The organism is Polaromonas sp. C04, assembly GCF_002002705.1.
Taxonomy (GTDB): domain Bacteria; phylum Pseudomonadota; class Gammaproteobacteria; order Burkholderiales; family Burkholderiaceae_C; genus Rhodoferax_A.
This window is the reverse complement of sequence record NZ_MUNS01000044.1, coordinates 22,589-29,419: the sequence shown is the minus strand read 5'-3', so window position 1 is coordinate 29,419 and position 6,831 is coordinate 22,589. Positions and strand designations below refer to the sequence as shown.

Sequence of the window (6,831 nt, the reverse complement as noted above, 5' to 3'; positions counted from 1 at the left end):
GAAGGTCGCCCTGGTGGCTTGCATGCACAAGCTGCTGGTCATCCTCAATGCCATCGCTCGCACCAAGTCGCCTTGGAACAACGCTATCGCAGTGACAAATTAAGGTCTTCATTCAAGATGGTTGCTGGTAAGGATCGGATTGGGGCCTTGAACCGGCAGTGTTCGACATCTGGTTTTGCCGATCTCGCTTCCGGATCTGGCACAAGTATCGGTGCCAATAATTAATAAATCAAGGCGATTTATTAATGGAAAACCCTGATGCCCAAGAAAAGCGAATACAGGCATGCTTGGCCTGTTGCCACTGCCGCCGCGCGCTGTGATGGCTCCCTCAACCAGAATGAAAGCTGTGTCATGTTCCTTGTCTGCGGTGAAGCATTGATGGACGTGTTCGCGGTCGGTAGCACCGCCGCAGGCATGACCCTGGACGCCCGTGTCGGGGGATCACCGTTCAATACGGCGGTCGGGCTGGCGCGGCTCGCGCAGCCCGTGGCGTTTTTTTCGGCTGTATCGCGTGACTTCCTCGGCGAGCGACTGGTGCACGCGCTCGCGGCCGAGGGGGTCGATACCTCGACCGTACAGCGCATTGACGCGCCGACCACGCTCGGGCTCGTTGGCGTGGATGCCAGGGGCGTGCCTTCCTACTCCTTCTACGGTCACGGCTGTGCCGACCGCCTGCTCCCGATCGACGCGCTGGCTTCGTTGCCCCAAGGCCTGCGCGCGATCCATCTCGGCTCCTTTGCCACGGTCGTGGATCCGACCGCTTCGACCCTGCGCGCCCTGGTCGAGCGAGAACATGGGCGCACGCTGATCGCCTATGACCCCAATATCCGCCTGAACGTGGAGCCCGACCTGGGACGCTGGAAAGACATGCTGCAATGGATGCTCACGCGCACTGACCTGCTCAAGATCAGCGAGGAAGACCTGCAGTTGCTTCTGCCCGGTGTTGCCCCTGAGGAATTCGCCCGTCAGGCCTTGGGCCGCGGCGTGACGCTGGCCGTCGTGACGCGCGGCGGCGAAGGGGTCGTGGCCTGCACGCCGAACGCATCCGCCACTGTGCCGACAATCCCGGTCGAGGTGATCGATACGGTGGGTGCCGGCGACACCTTTCAGGCGGCGCTGCTGACCTGGATGGCCGAACACGATGCGTTGTCGGTGCCAGCGCTCGCGGCGCTGTCCGGCGCCGACCTTGAATTGGCACTCGGCTTCGCCGCGCGCGCCGCCGCGATCACCTGTTCACGCCGCGGGGCCGACATGCCGCGACGCAGCGAGCTGGACTGAACCTCACAAGCGGGCGCACCGCATGACAGACCAGCGTCACGCGTGGCCTCCAACGGCTCGTCGGCTTCATGCTCACCCCTGTGCCGGCGATGGGCCCGGAGCGCGGCCTGCCTGTACGCGGGAATCCGGCATGAGGCCAATGAAGAGCCGTCGGGCGGTCTCATTAGGGGCAGACATGGCAGTGTCCTTCAATGAAAATCCCGGCTGCGGCTGGCCTGCTGGCCCAGGCGGCCCAGCAGCGGCGTGAGGTCCGTCAGGCGCTCGGCCACCAGGTGGCGCACCGCGCCGCCGCTGTCCACATCGCGCTGCCAGGTGCCCTGCACCGCGAGCAGGCGTGAGTGCAGCAGTTCGTCGCGCTGGCGCTCGCGCACATGCTTCCACACGATCACGTTGACCGGGCCGGTTTCATCCTCGAGCGTGACGAAGATCGTGCCCTTGGCGGTCTGCGGCTGCTGGCGCACGGTGACCAGGCCGCAGGCCGCCACCTGCTGGCCACTGGGCAGATCCTGCAGCTCGTGCGCCGTCAGCAACTGCATGCGCGCCAGCCGCGGCCGCAACAGCGCCAGTGGATGGCGGCGCAGGGTCAGGCCCATGGCGGCGTAGTCGAACACGATCTCCTCACCTTCGGGCGCGGCGGCCAGCGCCAGCGCCTCTTCATGGACCAGCGCACCCTGTAGCAGCGCGGGCGCGCGCTGCTGCGCGCTAGCGTCCCAGACCTGCTGGCGCCGATGGCCCGAGAGAGAGATCAGCGCATCGGCCGCGGCCAGCGCGTCGAGGTCCGGCCGGTCGAGCCGGGCGCGCAGGGCCAGGTCTTCGGTACTGGTGAATGGCGCCTGCGAGCGCGCCTGCACCAGCCGCCCTGCCCCGGCCTCGCTCAGGCTGCCGACCAGTCGCAGGCCCAGGCGCACGCAAGGTGCCCCCACGCTTGCCACTTCGTGTGCTGCGCTGCCCCCCGAGGGGGCTGAGCTTGCTCGGGGCGTCCCTTCGCTGCTTTCGGGGCTTTCTCGTTCGGAGCTTTCTTCAAGCGTGCAATCCCAATCGCTGCGCGTCACATCGGGCGCAAGCACGACGACACCGTGGCGCCGCGCATCCTGGATCAGCTGCGAAGGTTGATAAAAACCCATGGGTTGCGAATTCAGCAGCGCGGCCAGAAAACAGGCCGGTTCGTGGCGTTTGAGCCAGCTGCTGTCATAGGCCAGCAGCGCAAAGCTGAAGGCATGGCTTTCGGGGAAGCCGTATTCGCCAAAACCCAGGATCTGCTTGAAGATGGCCTCGGCGAACTCCCGCCGATAGCCCTTGGCCAGCATGCCGTTGATCAGCCGGCCCTCGAACTTGTGCACGCCGCCATGGCGCTTCCAGGCCGCCATGGAGCGGCGCAGGCGGTCCGCCTCGCCTGGCGTGAAGTCGGCCGCGATCATCGCGATCTGCATGACCTGCTCCTGGAAGATGGGCACGCCCAGCGTGCGCGCCAGGGCTTCCTTGAGGTCGGTCTTTTCGTAATGGATGTCCAGGCCCTGGCGGATGCGCTCCCGGGCCTTGAGGTAAGGGTGCACCATGCCGCCCTGGATCGGCCCCGGTCGCACGATGGCCACCTCGACCACCAGGTCGTAGAACACGCGGGGTCGCAGGCGCGGCAGCATCGACATTTGCGCGCGGCTCTCGATCTGGAACACGCCCACGGTGTCGGCGGCGCAGATCATGTCGTAGGTGGCGGCATCCTCGGGCTCGATGTCCTGCATCGAAAAAGGCTGGCCGCGCCGCTGGCTCACAAAATCGAGGCAGCGCCGCAGCGCGGTCAGCATGCCGAGCGCCAGCACGTCGACCTTCATGAGCCCCATATCCTCGAGGTCGTCCTTGTCCCACTGGATGATGGAACGCTCGGGCATCGCGGCGTTCTCCACCGGCACCAGCCTGGTCAACTTGTCCTGCGTGAGCACGAAGCCGCCCACGTGCTGGCTCAGGTGGCGCGGGAAACCCTTGAGCTGTTCGGTCAGCTCCAGCCACAGCTGCGCAGGCCGCGCGCCGATTTCCTGCCCGGCCTGCTGCGCCAGCTCGCGCAGGCGCTGCACGGCCAGCGCGTCGTCGAACCAGTAGTGCTCTTTGGCGAAGGCATCGACCAGCGCGAGCGGCAGGCCCAGCGCCTTGCCCACATCGCGGATCGCGCTGCGCGTGCGGTAGGTGGTGACGACCGCCGCAATGGCGGCACGATCGCGGCCGTATTTTGCATAGATGTACTGGATGACCTCCTCGCGCCGCTCGTGCTCGAAGTCCACGTCGATGTCGGGCGGCTCCTTGCGCTCTTTGGAGATGAAGCGCTCGAACAGCAAATGCGAGCGCGTCGGGTCCACCGCCGTGATGCCCAGGCAGTAGCAGACCGCCGAATTCGCGGCCGAGCCGCGGCCCTGGCACAGGATGCTGATGCTGCGCGCGAAACGCACGATGTCGTGCACCGTGAGAAAAAACATCTCGTACTGGCAATCGGCGATCAGGGCCAGTTCGCGCGCGAGCTGCTGCTGCACGCTGCCCGGAATGCCTTGCGGGTAACGCTGCGCCGCGCCCTCGAAGGTCAGTTGCGCCAGCGCCTGCGCCGGGCTCAAGCCCGCGGGCACGGTCTCCAGCGGGTAGTTGTATTTGATTTCATCAAGGCTGAAGCTGCAGCGCCCGGCCACCACCAGGGTGCTGGCCAGCAACTGCGGCGGATAGAGGCCGCCGAGGCGCACGCGCTGGCGCAGATGGCGCTCGGCGTTGGGCTGCAAGGCAAAGCCGCACTCGGCCACCGGCTTTCCCAACCGGATCGCCGTGATCACATCCTGCAGCGGCTTGCGCGAGCGCACGTGCATGTGCACGTCGCCGGCGGCCACCAGGGGCACGCCGGTGGCGGCGCTCACGCGTTGCAGCGTGTCCAGCCACAGGTCGTCGTCCAACCTCAGCAGCAGTTCGGCCGCCAGCCAGGTTGCGCAGCCAAATAGCCCCTGAGCCCAGACCACACGCTCGCAGAGCGCTTCAAAATCGATAGCGCTTGATTCTTCCCGCAGCGGTGCCAGGATGATTTCACAGTCCTGCAACAAAGCGAAATCGCTGCCGGCGCGGCTCACGCGGTACTCGCCCTTGTGCACTTCCTGCAGCGGATGGCGGCGCGCCGCGGTGATGAACTCGCACAGATTGCCCCAGCCCTGAAGGTTGCGCGCCAGCGCCACCAGCCGAAAGCCGTCGAGCAGGAACTCGCTGCCCAGCAGCAGTTTGAGCCCGCACTTTTTTGCCTCGACATGGGCCCGCACCGCGCCCGCCACCGAGCATTCATCGGTGAGGGCCAATGCCGCATAGCCGAGTTCGTGAGCACGCGCCACCAGTTCCTGGGCATGCGAGGCGCCGCGCTGGAAGCTGAAATTCGACAGGCAATGCAGCTCGGCGTAATCAGGCAAGGAAGCATCCATGACGCACCGCCTTCAGGCGTAGATACCGTGCAGGAACCAGCGCACTTCGGCCCGGGCGGGCGCGGGCGCGAGCCGCTCGCGGTAAATCCACAGCAGGCCGGCCTGCTCGCTCTGCGCGATGAAGTAGTCGCGCAAGGCCGCGCCGCTTGCGGCATCAGATCCCCACCAGCCGGCCTCCAGCCGCTGCGGGCCGGCCAGCAAACGCAGCGGGCCCCCATGTTGCGGGCGTTCGCCCTGCACCGCCAGGCGCAGGGGCTCGCGCAGCAGCCAGGTCGGGTACAGCGCCCCCTCTTGCAGATCATTTGTGCTTGCAGCCCTTGTCGGGTCTACACGGTTAGCTACTTTTCTAATAGCATCCTGCGCTGCGATGCGGCTCTGCATCTGCTCGGGCCGGTGATCAGCCTGGGCGCTCAAGCAGACCACCTGCTGCGCACCCAGCCGCGCACTCAGGCGCTCCACCAGCTGCTGCAGGCTGTCACCGGGCGTGCGCTCGGCGGGCAGCAGGCTGGCGCTGGCCGTGACCAGTCTGGCGGTCTCCAGCGAACGCAGCCGCAGGCTGTGCACCGGTGCCGGCAAGGTGACGCGCGCCAGGTGCTCGGCCATGAGCCGGCCCAGGTGCGTCATATCCTGCGTGGGCTCGGCCGTGCGGATCACCAGTTGCTCCTCGGCGGGCACGGCCACGCCGTTGACGCGCCGCGCATCGAGCGACCAGACCAGCTCCAGCGCGAGCGCGCCGCGGTGGCGCGCCTGCAGCCAGGCGCGCAGCCGCCCCAGCAGGCGCTGCGCGCCGAACATCAGCGCCGGCGACGCGTCCACCAGCGCGGGCAGCTCGCACTGGAGATCAAAGGCCTCGGGCAAGACGAGCCAGTCATGGCTCTCGGGCTGGCGGCCATAGGCGGCATCGAGCGCTTCGAGCAAGGGGGCGCCGAAGCGCCGCGCCACCCCGCCGCGCGGCAGCGCCCGCAGTTGGTCCCAGCGCTGGCAACCGAGCCGCGTTAGCGTGTGCAAATGAGGCCGCGCCGCGCTCAGTGTGGCCAGGGGCAGATCATCGGGCACATGGCGCGGCGCGCTCTGGCCCTGTGCCGCCAGCCGCAGCAGCGCAAGAGCTATCAAAGATGTAGCGCCCTGCCCATGAATGGCAAGGGCTGGAGCCTCATTTTTCTTGCAAAGCCGGGCCAGCAAGCGGTCCCGGCCGCCCCACAGGCGCTCGCTGCCCGAGACCTCCAACAGCACGGCCTCGTCCACCAGCACCACGCGCGGCGTGAACTGCAGCGCCCACCAGCCCAGCGCCGTGGCGTCCGGCGGCTGGCCCGCCTCAGCCTGCGGCAGCAACGCGATCCAGCGCATGGCTTGGCCTGAATGAACGCACCGTGGCCATTGGTACGGGAGAACGTCGCGCGTGGCTGGCCGCCAGCAAGGCCGCCAGCCGTGGCGCTCGCGCAGGCAGCACCAGCGGCGCCGGCAGCGGCGGGCCACGGCGCTTGAAAATGTCCACCGTCATCACATCAATGCCGCCGAGCAGCAGACGCAGCGAGGCGGCAGAAGACTCGTGCTGCATCGCTGCGGGGCGAAAGACAAAAAACAGCTTGCCGCCGTCCTGCGCGGCCATGTGCAGGCGCCGCAAGGCGCTGGCGCGGGCTTGCGGCAGCCAGGCCAGAACGGCGGCCGCATCAAGGCAGTGCAAAGCCTGCTCGCAGGCCCACAGCCGTGCGGCCGGCGCTGCCGCATCGACCCACAACAGGCGCTCGCCCGGCAGGCCACGCGCCGCCAGTGCGGGACCAAACGGCACATGGGGCGCGCCCACCAGCACGATCGGGCCGCTGTGCGCGCCGGCGAGCCGCGCCAGCGCCGGCAGCAGCAAATCCCACTCGTGCGCACCGGCCTGTTCCTGCAGCACCTCGATCATGGCGCCCACCGGCCAGCCGTTCGCGGGCAACTGCGCGTCGAGCGCGGCATGGCCCGTGGGCAGCACCGCACCATCGACACGCCCCAGCTCGGCCGCGCGCCAGACCTGCGACAGATCGCCAGGCCCGGTCGCCGGAGAAAGAAGGGAAAGCAAAGCAGCCATGGCGGGAAAGGGGTTCAGAAGATAACTGGTTATTTATACAGTAAAATTAAA

Annotated in this window: 4 protein-coding genes; 1 reads left to right on the top strand and 3 read right to left on the bottom strand. The window is 67.4% G+C overall.

Features of this window, described 5'->3' with window-relative positions; genetic code table 11:
- Positions 1 to 258 precede the first annotated feature (258 nt).
- The gene (locus tag B0E49_RS19740; protein ID WP_353647364.1) at positions 259 to 1,278 is read left to right on the top strand and encodes a carbohydrate kinase family protein; all 1,020 of its coding nucleotides are present in this window, start codon (positions 259 to 261) and stop codon (positions 1,276 to 1,278) included.
- Between the two features lie 188 nt (positions 1,279 to 1,466).
- Here the strand turns inward: B0E49_RS19740 and B0E49_RS19735 are convergent, their stop codons facing one another.
- The 3 genes from B0E49_RS19735 to imuA are packed head-to-tail and all read right to left on the bottom strand — an operon-like array spanning position 1,467 to position 6,780.
- Positions 1,467 to 4,712, bottom strand: a complete 3,246-nt coding sequence (locus B0E49_RS19735; RefSeq protein WP_077564502.1) for an error-prone DNA polymerase — start codon at positions 4,710 to 4,712, stop codon at positions 1,467 to 1,469.
- A gap of 12 nt (positions 4,713 to 4,724) precedes the next feature.
- Positions 4,725 to 6,059: a DNA polymerase Y subunit UmuC family protein gene (locus tag B0E49_RS19730; protein WP_077564499.1), complete on the bottom strand. Its 1,335-nt coding sequence runs from the start codon at positions 6,057 to 6,059 to the stop codon at positions 4,725 to 4,727.
- Entirely contained in the window at positions 6,028 to 6,780 is a 753-nt protein-coding gene (gene imuA, locus B0E49_RS19725; RefSeq protein WP_077564497.1) for a translesion DNA synthesis-associated protein ImuA, read from the bottom strand. The genes B0E49_RS19730 and imuA overlap by 32 nt, the downstream gene beginning before the upstream one ends.
- Positions 6,781 to 6,831 lie beyond the last annotated feature (51 nt).

Excerpts from the sequence above, each read along its gene's own strand:
- B0E49_RS19740 (WP_353647364.1), top strand. The coding sequence starts at position 259 with ATGCCCAAGAAAAGCGAATACAGGCATGCTTGGCCTGTTGCCACTGCC.
- B0E49_RS19730 (WP_077564499.1), bottom strand. The coding sequence starts at position 6,059 with ATGCGCTGGATCGCGTTGCTGCCGCAGGCTGAGGCGGGCCAGCCGCCG.
- imuA (WP_077564497.1), bottom strand. The coding sequence starts at position 6,780 with ATGGCTGCTTTGCTTTCCCTTCTTTCTCCGGCGACCGGGCCTGGCGAT.
- B0E49_RS19735 (WP_077564502.1), bottom strand. The coding sequence starts at position 4,712 with ATGGATGCTTCCTTGCCTGATTACGCCGAGCTGCATTGCCTGTCGAAT.